Source organism: Candidatus Babeliales bacterium (assembly GCA_040879965.1).
Taxonomy (GTDB): Bacteria; Babelota; Babeliae; order Babelales; family JACPOV01; genus JBBDJI01.
Genome location: JBBDJI010000013.1, coordinates 87,473 through 102,576 on the forward strand (window position 1 = coordinate 87,473; position 15,104 = coordinate 102,576).

A 15,104-nucleotide genomic window follows, 5' to 3' on the forward strand; every position below is an offset into this window, starting at 1 on the left:
AAGGCTCGGTATCTTTTATGTCAATTCATTCGATTATGCAACAAAAAGGATATTAATGAATATAGATAAATTTTTTGCATTTTATTCCCTTACTCTTTTGATAATTTTTTCTTGCTCATTGTATACTCATGAACCAATAGAATATACTGATAGGGAATGGGATTATTTAGAAAAGATGCTTATTATTAAACCGGCTCAAGATGCTCACGATAAAGTTTCTCAAAGTAGGCTTTTTAGGCTATTTCGTGGTTTAAGTATAACTGGACTTATAGCTCCATGGTTTATAGTAGATGTAAAAAACTATAACGGTATTATGCCAATATGGCATATTTGCTTTTGGCCTGGATTTATATATTTTATCAAATGTCAAAATCGAGAATATAAGAAATTAATTTATGAAAGTTTCTTTGAAATCGTAGAACAATGGCCTAAGCATAAAAAATATATTCCTGAATGTTTCCATCCAGTATTGAATGACTGTTTTGAATTTTTTCGTACTCATGGCAGTAAAGATCCTGAATGGCAAAAAAAAGCTAATGCTATAATTGATGTGCTTCACCAAGCAATAAAAAATCATTTTGTGCACAAGTATTATCGTTTGAGTTTATTTATTTTTCTTGATTACTTCCGTTTTTAAAATTATAAAATCATCAATATTCTCTTTTTCTTCTAAATATTCTTTTGGGCTAAAAATTTTATATTCAAATTCATCATTTAATATTTTAGCTGATTCTAAAATCTCTTTTAATTGATTTTCCAAAGTTTACTCTTATACAAATTTTATAAATCTCTTTTTTTCCACCATTGATCTGTTTTAAATTCTTCTGGCAAATTTTTATTTTTTTTTATGTCAAAAATACAAAGTTCGAGATTATATTCACTCTTTAAAATTTCAAAATATTCGTCCCGTAAGTCTTTAGGAAATTTTTCTCCACACCAGGGACAATAATTAACTGCCTGAACAATGTGTTTATTATCTTTGGAAGCGATAAAAAATTCTCTTATTTTTGGAGAATAACCAAGTGGTGATCTTAAATCGCTTACTGATTCTTTTAGAATATCGCAACAAAAATTATTATTTTTCATTTTAAAATCCTTAAAATGAGATTCTTCTATTTAAATTAATTTTTTTATTTGGCGTTCCATTTAAATTTAAAACGGTTTTTGCTCTATTTTTATGATCAAAAACTTCTATATGATCTAAATGTAGCTTATCAAGATAGAATATATCGCCTTTTTTAAGATCAGGGTGGTTAATTTTTTCAATGATACGATACATTTGTGTTCCTTTTATTTTCTCAACTTTGCCTTTCAATAACTTGCCAAAGTCAGTTTCAAAAAACTCATACATATTTCTAATTTTTAGAATTTGAGCAGTTCCTTTAATTTTATCTTTGGCTTTTTCCATCAAATCAAACAAATTCTTGCCCGCTTCTTCAGCAATTTGTGTTTGAATTGGCAGTTGAATGCCTTCAGGGGTCACGGGAATTCTTTGCGGCGCATGGTTTTCTATTGCTTTAATAGCTTTTTTAGCACGGCCTTTTGCATCTCTTAAGAAGTTATGAGTAACTTTTGTTAGTTTACCGGTTAGATACATTTCAACACCAAAAGAAGTTACCTCACGCGCTACATCTCTAACTGTTGCTTGTTTCAATCTTTCTTGCAGTGCATTATAAAGCGCTAGAGCTTTTGGTTGGAGGGTTTGATATTTATCTAAATCAGTGCCAGCCTCAAAAACAAAATTTATAACTTTGCCAAGACCTTTGCCTGCGGCAGTGATAAGATCGGTCATATTTTTGATAGTTTCTATGGGATGTAAAATTGTGTTAGCGGTATTGCCAATGCCTTGTGCTGCTCCTTCTGCAATGCCAATACCGCAATCGAGCAATCCCCAACAACAATCAGCTATGGTTATTGCTTTTGCGATTGCACCAGCGCGATTATATTCCCGACCAACATCAGCAAATTGAACAATATGTTGCGATAGATTCTTCACTTCGGGTTTTTGATAGTGTTTTTTATATAACCAACCTGCTTTATCAATGATGTTTATAAATTCTTGATGGAGCTTATGCTGTACACTATTACCATAAAACTGATCAAATTCAGTGTTTTTAATACCACATTCTGTTAATAAATATTTTGAATCAGCCGAAACTAAATAACCTTCGGAATATTTATAAAGATTGTTCAATTCAGGATTCGATTTAACAATATCTCTTAATGTATTTTTTGGCTCATCTGGAAATAATGCAAAATCATTATTGTTTTCTTTTTCTATTAATTCATTATTCGATGATGTTATTTCTTCTTTGGAAGTTTCTTTTTGTGTATTATTTTTTGGTAAAGCCTGCAGCAATTTATCTAGTTTAGGTGTTATTTTTATTAAATGATTTTTGGCTTCTAGATTATTGTATCGTATTGCTTCATTCCATAGGGTATCCAAATTGTGAACGGTAGTTTGCATTGCAATTTTCTCTGATTGCAAAAGATTTTTATTTTGTAATAAATTAGCAACTGATGCAGCACATCTAATTAATTTGGGTTGTATCTGAACCAATTCCTTATTATGTGGTTGAATGGCTAAATTTGCACATATTAATGCTTCATTGGTGTTAAGTTGATAGGTGCCATCTGCGCAAGCTTTGGCCATTTTACTAAAATCTTGCCAATTATCACCTTCTCCGCAAGCCTTTATTATATAATCGATACCTCTATTAACTACTTGTCTTGAACAAGGATCATCAATTTTCATTCGCGCTAACTTAAATAACGATATGCGTTCCTGTGCATGAATTTGATTACCAATAGTTGAAGGAATCTGAATGTTTTTAATTTCTTCATTGTAGCTAAAAATTTTCGGTAATCCATTTTCATAAAATAAATTATACGTATCGGATTTATTTTTATTTGTCTGATCTAGATATATTTCATGCGCTAATTTTTCAGCAATTACTAATGGTTCATGTTTGCTAAGAAGATCAACAATTTTATAAGTATTATGTTGTAACCTTGGTGAAATATTATGTATGCCTAAATTATTAAGTACTTGTTTATGTGCTTCATAGCGATACCCGAGAGCTTCATTACTATTTATATTAACTCTTGAAATGCCACCCTCATTAATAGGCGTTTTTTTGAATTGTTCATATAAAGGGTCATTTTTATATTTATGGTCGATTCCATAAATATCATATCGCGCACTAAATCGATTATCGTAAATGTTTCTAATTTTACTATAATGGTTGAATTCTCTTCCTGAAACAAACCATCCTTCTTTATTTTTAGATGCTTCTTGATAATGCAAAACTATTTCAGCTGCTTTATTAACATCAGTATCTTTTTTTTTACAATAATTGATTACTTTTGCAATATCTCGATTAAATTGATTAGATCTAATTTGTTGTTCAAATTCACTAACCATCTCGTAAGGTTGTGATTGGTTCAAATCTTTTACTATTGATGAAGGATCTTTATGCCAATCATCTACAATTTTATCAAAGTCATTCATCAACTTTTGCATTTTTTCAGCATCAGTATTGCAAGTAATACCTCTAAATTCGCCTTTAGAGTCAAATAAAATTTTTTGCATTTCTTGTTTGATTGGCTTAAAAGCTCGGTTTAATTCTGTACTTGCAGAAATTGATAAATTGCTCGCAGAAAATTGTTTTTCTAGCTGAAATGGTTTAATGCAATGATTTTGAGATTCTTGAAATACAGAACGAACTTGTGCAATCTGACTATCAACTATCTCTAATTTGCTTTCTATTTGCCTTGACCAATATTGATCTTTAATTAACTGATGATATAAATGTTGATCAAGTTGTTTTTGCATGGAAAGATCAAGATGTTTTGATTGATGAGCGTTGCTTAAATGAGTTGATATATTGAAATGCATATTAGAGGAAGGCTGTTGCATCGTAACATTTGAAGAAGAGGGATTACTCATTTGCATATATGCTTGCGATGATGCCGGTCTATCTACTGTAATGCCTAAATTATTACTAGGTAAACTTGATTGGAAAACCGAAGAATTAACTTGCGAAGATCTCATTGTTGCCTGAGAAAAAGCTGATCGCAGCATTTCTTGATTAAATTGATCCATTCCTGTTAAATTACCTGCAAATATTAATAAAATTAAAATAAATAACATTAATATCTCTATTTTGGTTTTGGTAAAGGTAAGTTTATTTTACTGCTTAATCCATATGCGATATAACCTCCAAGAGCAAAAAATGCTCCCTGAGAAAATGTATAAGCAGCTTCTTTTCCTCTATCCCAACAATACCAAACTTTCTCGTCTAAATATTTATAATAATATTTTTTATAAAAAGGTAATTGTTCTAGATCAACAAATTCTGTTAATTGGTTATTGTTGTTATTCAGTTGTATTAATTGACTTAATTTTTCTAGTTGCTTTGATTGTTGTTCATTGATTAATTTTGCATGATCTAATTGATCTGTTGCAATTTCTTTTGACTGTATTAAGTTTAACTTGCCCATATAATATTGAAGTGCTAAGTTTCCAGTTATTTGTAACAAAGTGGGCCAATGTTGACTTAAATTTTGTTTAATTATAGAAGAGGTTGATTTTTCGAATATTAAATTTGCATTTTTAGCATTATTTAAAGCTTTTTCTAAATCACTAATAAAATACTTTTTTTCTTTATCAGATAGATTTTTATTATTAATTCTTTTATTTGCATAAAAATTAGCCTTTTCTACAAGCTCTTGTAATTCACGTGAGGGTAAATGCCTAACCTTCTTGGCAAAGCGAGTAATCTCTATATCAGATAAATTGTGCTCAGGTAATAAGTAATATTTAATTATTTGCTTTTTTATATATATAGATGGTATAGAAATAATATAATTATTATTAAAAAATCGACTTTTTAAAGATTCTGGCAATGTTTTAGGATCATTAATAGTAGCAATAATCAAAATATTATCTTTTGATTTGCATTGGTCTAATAATGATAAAAAATGCTGAATAATTCCGGTTTCTGGATCATTAGCTTGACCATGACGATCAGTCATCCCACTCAATTCATCAAAAATAAACGCCATTTTATCAGATGTGTTTAAAGAATATTGAAAAAGTCTACTTAAGTTTTGAATACCAGAGTTCTTAAACTCATTAGCAATACCAGCAGTAGATATAAATTTGTATGGCATACCAGCATTCTGGGCAATTACTTTTGCTAATATTGACTTCCCACATCCTGGTTGACCAACTAATAGAAATTTACGTGGAATATATTTTCTTGCATTGTAGTTAAATATCTGAATATTTTTTTCTTCATTAGAGATTTTTTTATATTCTTCTATTATTTCTCGCAATTCTTTCGGTGTATTTTCAATTACTAATTTTTCAAATTCAGGATCAATTGTTTGGTCTTGGTTGCTTTCTGATAAAATGCCTAAGTTATTATATTGATTATTTTGATAACTATTATCAAAGTTTGTTTGTGTCGCAGCTTCCTTAAAAGACTTTTGATTTATAGTTGCTGCTTTGGATTCAATATTAAAATCTTGAAATAAATCTTCAACTTCCATTGCATTTAACATTGTTATAGAAGTGAAAATTAAAAATATCCAAATATTAACGTTAGCTTTTTTCATATTTTTCCCTTATTTAAAAATTATCCTTTTTATATTGCTCTCAAATGACAACTATTTATTCCTGATTTTATAATCTTTGTCAAACAAAATTTAAACTTTGTTAGTAATAAAAAGATGTCTTTTCATATTGATAAATTTCAAAAAAATTATATCAGCTTTATTTAGAGTAAAAAATCGATATACATTTACTCGCAGAATCAAATATGAAAATTTTCTTGCAAGAAAGCCTTTTAACATTTATCTTTTTCTTCAACTCATACCAATAACTACAAAAAGGATATCAATGTACTTAGAAAAATATTTCGCTTTTTCTTTTCTTGTTTTCACATTAATTGGAAGCAGTTTATATGCCAGCGAACCGTTAGCATTTATTCATCGAGAGTGGGATTATATAGAAGAAGTTTTGATAATAAAACCGATGGAAGATGCGCAAACTAAATTAAAACACCATAAATGGTTGGCACCGTTGTTTGGTGCCGGTGTTAGCAGTTTCACGAGTTATAAATTTCTACAACATATTTTGTATCCATATTACAAATCCGATGAATCATCTAGAGAAATTTTAGATTATATTATGCCATTATATGGTGGACTTTTTGGTTTTTTACTTGGTAATAAGTTTTATTGCCGATATAGAAATATGGTATTTGAGCAATTTGTTTATGAAAATTTCCTTACTATCATCGAGCAATGGCCAAAACATCAAAAATATATACCTGCATGTTTTCATGCTGCATTTAATGAATGTGTAGAATTGTTCCATATTCATGGCAGCAATAATTCTGCATGGCGAAAAAAAGCTGATTCTATGATTAGCGCTTTACAGAAGGCGATAATGAATCATTTTGCTCAAAAATATTATCGATCAAGGATTAATAATACAGTATTAGTAATGTAGAATTTGAAAAGTTGTACCTGCCAATGGAAATATTTATTTAATATCAAAATTTCGGGGAGTTTTTATGAGTTTTACCCTACCAAAATTACCATATGCTTATGATGCATTAGAACCATATATTGATGCAATGACCATGGAAATTCATTATACAAAGCACCATCAAGGATATGTAGATAAGTTAAATGCTGCAATTGAAAAACATCCATCATTGCAAGATAAGTCTTTAGACTATTTGCTTACCCACCTAAAAGAATTACCAGAAGATGTAAGAACCGCAATTCGTAATAATGCGGGTGGAGATTTTAATCATTCCTTTTTTTGGCCATTAATGCAAAAAAATGGCGGTGGTCAACCAAAAGGATCGATCGCACAAGAAATTACTAAAACATTTGGTGCTTTTGAAAGTATGCAGAGTCAATTTAATGAAACGGCTAAATCAGTTTTTGGTAGTGGTTGGGCTTGGTTATGTCTTGATCAAGATGGCAAATTAATAGTTACCTCGACGCCAAATCAAGATTCACCAATTTCAGAAAATCTTAGTCCGATACTTGGCCTTGATGTTTGGGAGCATGCTTATTATTTAAAATATCAAAATAAACGGCCAGATTATATTAATGCATGGTGGCATGTAATCAATTGGGATCAAGTTGAAGATAATTATCAATCTATTATAAAATAAAAAATTATTTTAAATGATTAGTAATAGATTCTTCTTGTTTTCCATTTTCTTGTTTAATTACGCTTATATTTCCTGAAGGCTCTACATAGGCATATTCCACTTGCCCTAAGTCTTTAATTCCTTTAAGGCGTAGCGCAGAAAATAATTCATCTTTTGATAAGCTTTGTTTTTTTAATATTTTAGGTATTATTTTTCCATTTTTAATAATTAATTCTGGAAAACCAACGATATATTTTTCAAAGAAGTAAAACTTTTCTGCTATCTGAGCAAGAATACGTTCTAAAAATACGATAGTTGAAATAACAAGCATTGCTTGTATGAGTGGCACGTGAGGGTAAATCATAGAATCACCGACTGCAGTACCAAGGGCAAATATAATAATAATTTCAAATGAAGAAAGCATTCCCATACTTTGTTTATTCATTAAACGGATATTTAATACGGTATATAGATATATAAATGAAGTACGGAATAGAATTTCACCTAATAAGACGAATGAAAATGAACTGCCTATAAAAATACGATATAAGTCAAAAGTATGTTCTTTCATTTTTTTTCCTTTTATAAAAACTATATTTTTTTAAGTCAGAATAATACAAGATTTAGTTATAAACTTGATAATTAATAAATCAAATCAGTATTGTAAAAAATATAATCAAAGGGAAAGTATGAAAAAAAGATTTTTTATTTTGTGTTTCTATATTTTTTATTTTTACGCAAATGTAATGGCGCAATCGACACATAATATTAATGAAGCACCAGTGAGTTATACATATAAAAAGATTGAAGAACCCGTTTATATTGAAGCAATTGTAACCGATCAAGAGGCAGCTGCCTTAAAAACAGAACCAAAAAAGGAAAAAGATCTTTTTGAAAAAAGTATTGAAGCAGCAACTAAAGGTTTAAAAAAGTTTTGGGATTCATTTAAATGGAAAGATTTTAAAGAAAAATTTAAAAAACAATATGAGTTTCAGCATATTGGGCAAAAAGCCTATATATCCAAAGGAGTCAAGTTAACATCGCAAGGCTCACTGGATCCTGTTTATAGCCATGAATCAGTGTATTTAACAAAACGAACTCCTGTCGCGCAAAAAGCGTTGGAAAATTATACCAAATTAAAATTAACCCCAGAAGAACTTCCGCGCATAGCGTGTGCTTTTAGTGGTGGTGGTTATCGTGCAATGGTTTTAACGGTAGGATATTTAAAAGCGTTTGAAGATATGGGTTTACTTGATAGTATTTTTTATATTTCAACACTCTCAGGTTCCACTTGGTGCTTAGGTCCGTGGACGTTGATGCAAGATTTTGAGAAAAATAAAAAAGTAACAATAAATGCATTTAAAGAATCGTTACTTGAAAAAATTCGTAAAAATCAATTTAATTTGTTTGCAACAAAATATGCCGGCACCTTTAATGTAAAAAAATTTGCTGAACGAGTTATTTGGTCAAAAGTTTTATTTGATCAGATAATTAATTCAGTTGATTTGTATGGTGCGACTCTTTCTCATGTATTATTAGCAGATTTTGGTGATGATCAATTGACTCAACGATTATCGGCCCAATGGATGAAGGTCCGAGAAGGAAATCATGTATGGCCGATTTATACAGCCGTGTCGATGCATAAAACAAATGGGAATTATCGCTATAACTGGTATGAATTTAATCCTGAAGAAATTCGTAATCTTGAATATAATTTAGTATTGCCATCATATGCTTTTGGCAGAAAGTTTGACAATGGGGTAAATATAGACTTTTCTCCACAGCAAAGTTTTGGTTTTTTAATGGGTATTTTTGGCTCAGCGTATACCGTTAATCTCAAAGATATTAAGCGCATAGTATTTGGTTATGAAGATACCACTGACTTAAAAAAACTGGTTGCGAATTGGTACAAAAAACCATTAACCTGGGCACAGGAAGGTTTTACTAAATTGTCAAAAATTTTCACTTTAGCAGCACAGTTAAAGTTTAAAGAAATTTGGAACATGGCCAAAGATGATTTACAAAAAATACAAGCAACCGTATTTGCGCAACTTTTGAGTATAATTGCCGATACAAAAATACAAATTCCTGGAACCAAAAAAGCACTCGGAACATCACGAGTAGCACCAGCACAAATAGCCAATCCATTTAAAGGGTATAAAGAAATTGCTCTTCCTTGGCTTGTAAATCGAGATTATTTAACTTTTGTTGATGCTGGTGTTGATTATAATATTCCGTTATTACCTCTTTTTAGACCAGAAAGAAAACTAGATATAATTATTATAGGTGATGCTTCTGGAGATGTTACTGGCGGTTCACAAGAATTAAGCAAAGCATTGGCTGATATAAAGCGAGTATGGGGAGTGGATTATACAAAAGATAATACATTGAGCAGCAAAACTATTGAAATATATAGACCCGTGCAGGAGAATTATCCATTAGCAGGAGATGTATTTAAAGCAGTGCGCCCACCATTACTTATATATTTCAATTTTTTGAAAGATAATAATTTAATGAAGAATGCACAAAATGATGTAGTGCTAAAAAAAGTTATTGAAGAAAATAAATTAATGCAGTTTAATCCAGAAGAATGTATTAATAGTTTTTGTAGTACTTTTAATTTTAATTATACACAAGAACAATTTAAGCAATTAACTGGTATTGCTGAGTTTAATATAAAAGCGCATGGAGATATTATAGAAAAAATAATTGATGAACGTATTGATTTATTAGTGCAACATCCGGAATTTGGCGGCTAAAACTTTAATTTTACCGTAAAAAAGAGTATTCTTATCACTTATTAAGACTTAAAAATATGAAAAGTGTATATGAATACTCTGCAAGGTGAAAAGTATCTATGGAAATTACCAACATGCAATGAGCAAGCATTATTTGAATTAGTGCGACGCTATAATTTTTCCATGCCAATTGCACAAACAATTCTTACGCGCGGTTATGTAACTCAGCAGGAGATTGATGCATATCTATTCAGTTCTTTTGAAAAAGATGTGGCACATGCTTCTTTATTTAAAGATGCGCAAAAAGCAATCGACCGCATTATAACAGCAATTAATAATAATGAAAAAATATTGGTGTTCGGTGACTATGATGTTGATGGTATTACTTCATCCGCGTTAATGATGCTGTGCTTAAAACCCTTGGGTGCCAATATTAACTTTTTTTTACCGCATCGTGTGCGGGATGGTTATGGACTTTCTGTTTCAATTGTTGAACGTGCTGCACAAAATAATTATAAGGTTATTATTACCGTTGATAATGGTATCACTGCATTTGAGCCTGCACAAAAAGCTAAAGAGTTAGGAATAGATTTAATTATTACTGATCATCACCGTCAGCATGAAAAAGTTCCCGATGCATTTGCTATTATTAATCCTAATCAAAACGATTGTACTTATCCTTATAAAAGTCTTGCGGGAGTGGGCGTTACCTTTAAGTTATTATCATTATTATATGAATTGTTAAAACTTGAAATACCAAGTAAAGCATTTGAATTATTATTATTAGGAACTATCGCAGATGTAGTACCGCTTACCGGAGAAAATCGTTTTTGGGTCCGGCACGGCTTGCAATTTGTTAACTCAGTAGAAAGCTATGCGCTTAAGGTATTAAAAAAAAATGGTAATGTAACTAAATCGACTATTTCTGCTTCTGACATTGGTTATTCAATAACACCACAAATTAATGCACTGGGCAGATTAGAAGACCCTCGCCAAGGAGTAAAATTTCTAATTGGTTCTGATACCAAAGAAGTTGATCAAGTTGGTACGGTTTTATTTGAATTAAATCAAGCCCGGAAAGAAATTGAGCGTTCTATTTTTAATGAAGTAGTGCACAAAATTGAAGCAAAACAAATTGATATTACTAAAGAAAATATTATTCTTGCGGCAAGCAATCAGTGGCCACCAGGAGTTATAGGATTAGTTGCTTCACGTTTAGTTGGAGCATACGGTAAACCTACGTTATTGTTTCATTTAACTAAAGATGGCAAGGCAAAAGGTTCATGCCGATCTATTCCGGAATTTAATATGTTTAATGCATTGCATGAGACGCGCGAATTATTACTTTCTTTTGGTGGACATTCTTTGGCGGCAGGATTAGCACTTAATATAGATAATTTACCATTATTAAAGCAGCATTTAGAAAAAGTAATAAAAATGCAATTAACTGAAATTGATCTTAAGCAAAAAATTATGGTTGATGCAGAGTTATCACTTTCTGATGTGACCAAAAAAATAATCAGTGATTTGCATCATTTAGAGCCATTTGGTAATGAAAATCCTCAACCGGTATTTCAGGTCAAGCAAGCGGTATTAGTACAAAAACCATCATTACTCAAAGATGCACACGTCAAATGTGCAGTTTTCGCTGATGGCATAATTAAACCGGTTGTTTTTTTTAATAGACCAGAACTTTTTGAACGATTGCGTGCGCAAGAACAAGAACCATTTGATTTGGTTGTACACATTTCTGAAAATCATTGGCAAGGTAAAGTATCGATTGAATTAATAGGCATAGATGTTGCGGGCTTACAAGATATGGGGAATGTACAATGATCATTACTATTGATGGTCCTACCGCAAGTGGCAAATCTACGGCATCTCGATTACTTGCAGATCGATTACATATCCATTGCTTGAGTAGTGGTGCTTTATATCGCGGTCTTGCGTATATTTTGATTAATATTTTTAATTATTCACAAGAAGCGCTCTATAATCCCGCAACAAATGATGTAGATATGGCTCTTGATCCACGCCATTTTTTATACAAATTAGATGGCAATGGCTGTGGCACGGTATGGTTTGATAATCAAAATATTACTTCTTTTTTAAAAACAAACGAAATTTCACATGCGGCTTCTATTTTAGCTACGCATCAATCAGTGCGTGATACATTAACAACTTTGCAGCGCTTATTAGCACAACAATATGATTTAGTTTTAGAAGGCCGTGATGCGGGTTCCGTAGTATTTCCTCAGGCGACAAGCAAATTTTTTTTGACTGCCGATATTGATACGCGTGCTCGGCGTTGGCAGCAGGTTCAAAATAAGCTTGGAATAATTATTGATTTTAATGAAGCACGCCAACATATTCAGGAGCGAGATGCACGAGATAGAAATCGTGAAATTGCGCCGTTAATAATTCCTGAAGATGCTCTTATTATTGATAATTCGAACTTAACTATCGAAAAGACTATTCAAATAATGATAGAATATATTGAGCAAACTAAAAAAATATAAGCTAAAATATGAAAAAATATCAATTAATTTTATTATTAATATCAAGTATTAATTTGTTTGGTATGAATACAGATAAGCTGATCCAATGTATGCCGCTATCAGATAATGGATCAATTGTAGTTGGCAATGACGAAAATATTGTTTTTTTGTTGCAGCGTGAAACATTAGAAAAAGTTTTTCCAAAAAGGGATCTTTTTTTAGCTGTTTTTTGGGGAATGATTAAACTAGATAATTTACCTGCTTTACAAAAATTATTTTACAAAATGAGTTGGCATAAAAATAAATTAACCACTCTATGTTTTATTAATAAAAACGGCGATAAATCGCGGCCATTAATACAATATGATGCGAGATATGAAAGGCCAGAAATTATTTTTGATCAAGAAAAAATAGAAAAAAATTTATCGTACTATTAAAAAACACCTGATTCTTCTTCTCTGATAGGCCCGTAAAAACAACAAATTATTAATTTCCTACTTGAAAATATGCTATTCTGAGTGATAATAAGCTTTTTTTAATGATTTGAAGTAGGAATTTTAAGGGAGTAAGTGGTAATGAAAGTAAAACATTTAACTTATCTAGCCATTTTAGTTTTTCTAAATATTTCGAGCGGTATTTTTGCAGAAGTAACGCAGAAAGAAAAACAAGCATTATTTGATGCAATAGTAGATGATAATTTAACTAAGGTAAAAAGTATCTTTGAAGGCAAAACTGATGATGAGAAAGTAGCTTTGCTTTTTGCTAAAGATCCTTCTTATCCACAGATTTCTTTACACATAGCAATTCACGGACATATAAGAATTTTAGATTTTCTTTTAAAGCAAGCTCAATCTGCAAAGAAATTAGCTGATTTTTTGAAAGCAACAGATTATAAGAAAAAAACTTCTCTATATAGGGCGATAGAGAATGGATATAAAAATTCGGTAGAAAAGATTTTAGAATTTATGCAAAAAATCAAACCAAAAGATCAAGAATATATTTTTAAACAGCAGAACGTTGATTGGGTTACATCGCCGCTAGAGGCGGCATTGGAATCTCATGTTAGCTCTGGTATTGCAATGCTTCTAATTAATTTTATAGCAGATATTCCAAATGAGAAAGTTAAAAAAAATATTATTAAAGAACGAGAAAAACACTATTTCCTTTTATCAACGCCATTATCTGTGGGGGCTTTTGATTTAGCTGCGAAATTAAAAAAACTTGGTGCTGATCCGAATCAGAGAGGCAAAAATAATAACAGTTTATTGCAGATACATATTCTGAATTCTGATTATTTAAAATATCATTTTAATAAAGCTTTCCCGGCAATCGAATGGCTTCTTAAAAATGGTGCTAGTCCGAATCTAAAAAATGATGATGGTGATACGTCATTGATTTCAGCAATAAAATCTGGTGTATCGGAAGATAAAATCAAAAAAGTAGTCGAACTTTTACTTACGTATGGCGCTGATTCTTCAATAAAAAATAAAGAAGGCAAAACAGCGCTCGATTATGCAAAAGAAAAAAACTTAAAACAAATCATGAATATTTTAAAGAAACAGAAATGATATCTATTTAAAAAAGGATCAATGAAGTGAAGAAAATATTTACGTTATTATTAATGCTTCCGTTTTTGCATACTTTTATGGTTCAGCCAAGAACCACCGTAGAAAATCAAGATGGCTATAATTCAATTGGTGTATATTTTAGAGCATTAGGATGTGCCAGAAATTCAAGAGCAGCAAATCTTGCATTTTTATGTAAAAATGTTGGTTTTTTAAAACCTAATACATCAACATCTTATAAATGGAAAGGCGGACAATCGAGTAAAAGAATATATATCAGAGTGCACAAAGGAAGTATCTATTTAGTGAAGGGTCAAAAACGAACGACAGAAAAAAGTTATCGTTTTCGAGCCAAAAAGTTAAAAAATCACTTGGTTTGGAAAGGAATTGCGGAAGAAAGAGGTGGGCAAATAATTTCTGTTTCTGATGATTTTAAATTTGAACATGCACTTTCAGAACCTCCGAAAGCCCCAGGAATTCCTTAGTTTTCTTTTTCTTAGGAGCTAAGATAAAACACATTTTAACGGAAAAGATTATACTTTAAGCCTTAATTTTTAGTAAAATACTAATAAAGATTAATTGTATTGATTTTTTTGAGGTAATTGTTTTTCTTCGATAAGCATATTAATTATCTGCTTAAGTTTCTCCAAATTTTTACCACGCTTTTTTGCTAATTTAATCTCTTTTAAAAACTTTTTTTCATAAATAGGCTCCAGCACTATAGCCCTAATTTTTTAAATAGATCTTTAGCATTTTTGGCTTTTATTAAGTTTTCTTTTTTCTTACTATTTTTGATAGCTTGGATAGTATCTTTATTTGGTGTGTGATTATAGAGGCATTCTTTTTGTTCTTGATAATGTGCTAGTCCATGATCTATAAATTCAAGAACCATTTCTCTCATGCTTTTTCCTGTTACTGCTGCGATGGCTTTAAGTTTTTTATGATCAATTTTTGGCATATCTATAGTTATACGTGATAAATTACTTTTGTACTCATATTATCCTTTATTTTAGCTTGTCTTTCATAAAAAGAATACCAGAAATACAGAAAAAAGTAAATTGTGTGTTTTTTATCCAATCGCAGTTATGACTTTTGACCCATAAATATTTTACTTTTTAATTGAAA

At 30.7% G+C, this 15,104-nt stretch carries 16 protein-coding genes; 9 read left to right on the forward strand and 7 right to left on the reverse strand.

Annotation, left to right across the window (positions count from 1 at the left end; all coding sequences use genetic code 11):
• Positions 1-55: 55 nt before the first annotated feature.
• A complete protein-coding gene (locus WDZ41_04065) occupies positions 56-637 on the forward strand; it encodes a hypothetical protein (protein ID MEX0940510.1) in 582 nt (193 codons plus the stop codon).
• Here the strand turns inward: WDZ41_04065 and WDZ41_04070 are convergent.
• Genes WDZ41_04070 through WDZ41_04085 form a run of 4 tightly spaced genes read right to left on the reverse strand, consistent with a single transcriptional unit; the run spans position 605 to position 5,622 of the window.
• On the reverse strand, positions 605-760 hold the full coding sequence (locus WDZ41_04070; protein MEX0940511.1) for a hypothetical protein: 156 nt from the start codon (positions 758-760) through the stop codon (positions 605-607). The two genes, WDZ41_04065 and WDZ41_04070, sit on opposite strands and share 33 nt — an antisense overlap.
• A 20-nt stretch (positions 761-780) precedes the next feature.
• Entirely contained in the window at positions 781-1,086 is a 306-nt protein-coding gene (locus WDZ41_04075) for a hypothetical protein (GenBank protein ID MEX0940512.1), read from the reverse strand.
• Positions 1,087-1,096: 10 nt separating this feature from the next.
• Positions 1,097-4,153: a hypothetical protein gene (locus WDZ41_04080; protein ID MEX0940513.1), complete on the reverse strand. Its 3,057-nt coding sequence runs from the start codon at positions 4,151-4,153 to the stop codon at positions 1,097-1,099.
• A gap of 8 nt (positions 4,154-4,161) precedes the next feature.
• Positions 4,162-5,622, reverse strand: coding sequence for an ATP-binding protein (locus WDZ41_04085; GenBank protein MEX0940514.1), 1,461 nt, complete (start codon positions 5,620-5,622; stop codon positions 4,162-4,164).
• Positions 5,623-5,905: 283 nt separating this feature from the next.
• Between WDZ41_04085 and WDZ41_04090 the strand changes: the two genes are divergently transcribed.
• Both WDZ41_04090 and WDZ41_04095 read left to right on the forward strand, forming a co-directional pair.
• A complete protein-coding gene (locus WDZ41_04090; GenBank protein MEX0940515.1) occupies positions 5,906-6,520 on the forward strand; it encodes a hypothetical protein in 615 nt (204 codons plus the stop codon).
• Positions 6,521-6,584: 64 nt separating this feature from the next.
• A complete protein-coding gene (locus WDZ41_04095) occupies positions 6,585-7,199 on the forward strand; it encodes a superoxide dismutase (GenBank protein ID MEX0940516.1) in 615 nt (204 codons plus the stop codon).
• Positions 7,200-7,203: 4 nt separating this feature from the next.
• Here the strand turns inward: WDZ41_04095 and WDZ41_04100 are convergent, their stop codons facing one another.
• Complete coding sequence (locus tag WDZ41_04100; GenBank protein MEX0940517.1) at positions 7,204-7,749, reverse strand: YetF domain-containing protein; 546 nt, start codon at positions 7,747-7,749, stop codon at positions 7,204-7,206.
• A gap of 118 nt (positions 7,750-7,867) precedes the next feature.
• Here WDZ41_04100 and WDZ41_04105 point away from each other — a divergent pair, with 118 nt between their 5' ends.
• The 6 genes from WDZ41_04105 (at position 7,868) to WDZ41_04130 (ending at position 14,464) form a co-directional block, all read left to right on the forward strand.
• Entirely contained in the window at positions 7,868-9,937 is a 2,070-nt protein-coding gene (locus WDZ41_04105) for a hypothetical protein (GenBank protein MEX0940518.1), read from the forward strand.
• A 69-nt stretch (positions 9,938-10,006) separates the two neighbouring features.
• On the forward strand, positions 10,007-11,752 hold the full coding sequence (gene recJ, locus WDZ41_04110) for a single-stranded-DNA-specific exonuclease RecJ (protein ID MEX0940519.1): 1,746 nt from the start codon (positions 10,007-10,009) through the stop codon (positions 11,750-11,752).
• A complete protein-coding gene (gene cmk, locus WDZ41_04115; protein ID MEX0940520.1) occupies positions 11,749-12,435 on the forward strand; it encodes a (d)CMP kinase in 687 nt (228 codons plus the stop codon). Before recJ ends, cmk begins: the two co-directional genes overlap by 4 nt.
• An 8-nt stretch (positions 12,436-12,443) precedes the next feature.
• On the forward strand, positions 12,444-12,851 hold the full coding sequence (locus tag WDZ41_04120; protein MEX0940521.1) for a hypothetical protein: 408 nt from the start codon (positions 12,444-12,446) through the stop codon (positions 12,849-12,851).
• A gap of 138 nt (positions 12,852-12,989) precedes the next feature.
• Positions 12,990-13,982, forward strand: coding sequence for an ankyrin repeat domain-containing protein (locus WDZ41_04125; protein ID MEX0940522.1), 993 nt, complete (start codon positions 12,990-12,992; stop codon positions 13,980-13,982).
• Positions 13,983-14,008: 26 nt separating this feature from the next.
• Complete coding sequence (locus WDZ41_04130) at positions 14,009-14,464, forward strand: hypothetical protein (GenBank protein MEX0940523.1); 456 nt, start codon at positions 14,009-14,011, stop codon at positions 14,462-14,464.
• Positions 14,465-14,554: 90 nt separating this feature from the next.
• Here WDZ41_04130 and WDZ41_04135 read toward each other — a convergent pair whose 3' ends face one another.
• Both WDZ41_04135 and WDZ41_04140 read right to left on the reverse strand, forming a co-directional pair.
• Entirely contained in the window at positions 14,555-14,698 is a 144-nt protein-coding gene (locus WDZ41_04135) for a type II toxin-antitoxin system YafQ family toxin (protein MEX0940524.1), read from the reverse strand.
• Positions 14,698-14,949: a hypothetical protein gene (locus WDZ41_04140; protein MEX0940525.1), complete on the reverse strand. Its 252-nt coding sequence runs from the start codon at positions 14,947-14,949 to the stop codon at positions 14,698-14,700. Before WDZ41_04140 ends, WDZ41_04135 begins: the two co-directional genes overlap by 1 nt.
• Positions 14,950-15,104 lie beyond the last annotated feature (155 nt).

Bases quoted from the DNA above. Each gene is read 5' to 3' on its own strand.
- WDZ41_04065 (MEX0940510.1), top strand. From the start codon at position 56: ATGAATATAGATAAATTTTTTGCATTTTATTCCCTTACTCTTTTGATA.
- WDZ41_04075 (MEX0940512.1), bottom strand. From the start codon at position 1,086: ATGAAAAATAATAATTTTTGTTGCGATATTCTAAAAGAATCAGTAAGC.
- WDZ41_04080 (MEX0940513.1), bottom strand. From the start codon at position 4,153: ATGTTATTTATTTTAATTTTATTAATATTTGCAGGTAATTTAACAGGA.
- WDZ41_04085 (MEX0940514.1), bottom strand. From the start codon at position 5,622: ATGAAAAAAGCTAACGTTAATATTTGGATATTTTTAATTTTCACTTCT.
- WDZ41_04090 (MEX0940515.1), top strand. From the start codon at position 5,906: ATGTACTTAGAAAAATATTTCGCTTTTTCTTTTCTTGTTTTCACATTA.
- WDZ41_04095 (MEX0940516.1), top strand. From the start codon at position 6,585: ATGAGTTTTACCCTACCAAAATTACCATATGCTTATGATGCATTAGAA.
- WDZ41_04100 (MEX0940517.1), bottom strand. From the start codon at position 7,749: ATGAAAGAACATACTTTTGACTTATATCGTATTTTTATAGGCAGTTCA.
- WDZ41_04105 (MEX0940518.1), top strand. From the start codon at position 7,868: ATGAAAAAAAGATTTTTTATTTTGTGTTTCTATATTTTTTATTTTTAC.
- recJ (MEX0940519.1), top strand. From the start codon at position 10,007: ATGAATACTCTGCAAGGTGAAAAGTATCTATGGAAATTACCAACATGC.
- cmk (MEX0940520.1), top strand. From the start codon at position 11,749: ATGATCATTACTATTGATGGTCCTACCGCAAGTGGCAAATCTACGGCA.
- WDZ41_04120 (MEX0940521.1), top strand. From the start codon at position 12,444: ATGAAAAAATATCAATTAATTTTATTATTAATATCAAGTATTAATTTG.
- WDZ41_04125 (MEX0940522.1), top strand. From the start codon at position 12,990: ATGAAAGTAAAACATTTAACTTATCTAGCCATTTTAGTTTTTCTAAAT.